Source organism: Streptomyces sp. P9(2023) (assembly GCF_032436795.1).
In the GTDB taxonomy this organism is placed as follows: domain Bacteria; phylum Actinomycetota; class Actinomycetes; order Streptomycetales; family Streptomycetaceae; genus Streptomyces.
Window position 1 is genome coordinate 1 of the sequence record NZ_JAUPWM010000407.1, and the last position, 277, is coordinate 277.

The 277-nt window shown below is 70.8% G+C and carries 1 protein-coding gene; it reads left to right on the forward strand.

Annotated features, from left to right (window positions below; genetic code table 11):
• Positions 1–277, forward strand: a 277-nt coding sequence (locus tag Q5762_RS38125) for an acyl-CoA dehydrogenase family protein (RefSeq protein WP_315896898.1), incomplete at both ends; no start/stop codon positions are given.

Here is a 277-nt window from a genome sequence, read left to right on the forward strand (position 1 = left end):
GCACCCTGGCGGCGGCGATCAGCATCGGCATCGCCCGGGCGGCCTTCGACGGCGCCCTTGCCTTCGCGGGCAACCGACGCGCCTTCGACAAGCGGGTCGCAGAGTTCCAGGGCATCCAGTGGTACTTCGCCGACATGCTGAGCGAGATCGATGCGGCGCGGCTGCTGGTCTACCGGGCCGCGCGGGCCCTCGATGACGGATTCGAGACGGAGCGCTACGGCAGCGAGGCCAAGCTCAAGGCGGCCGCGGTGGCGACTCAGGTCGCGTCTCAGGCGGT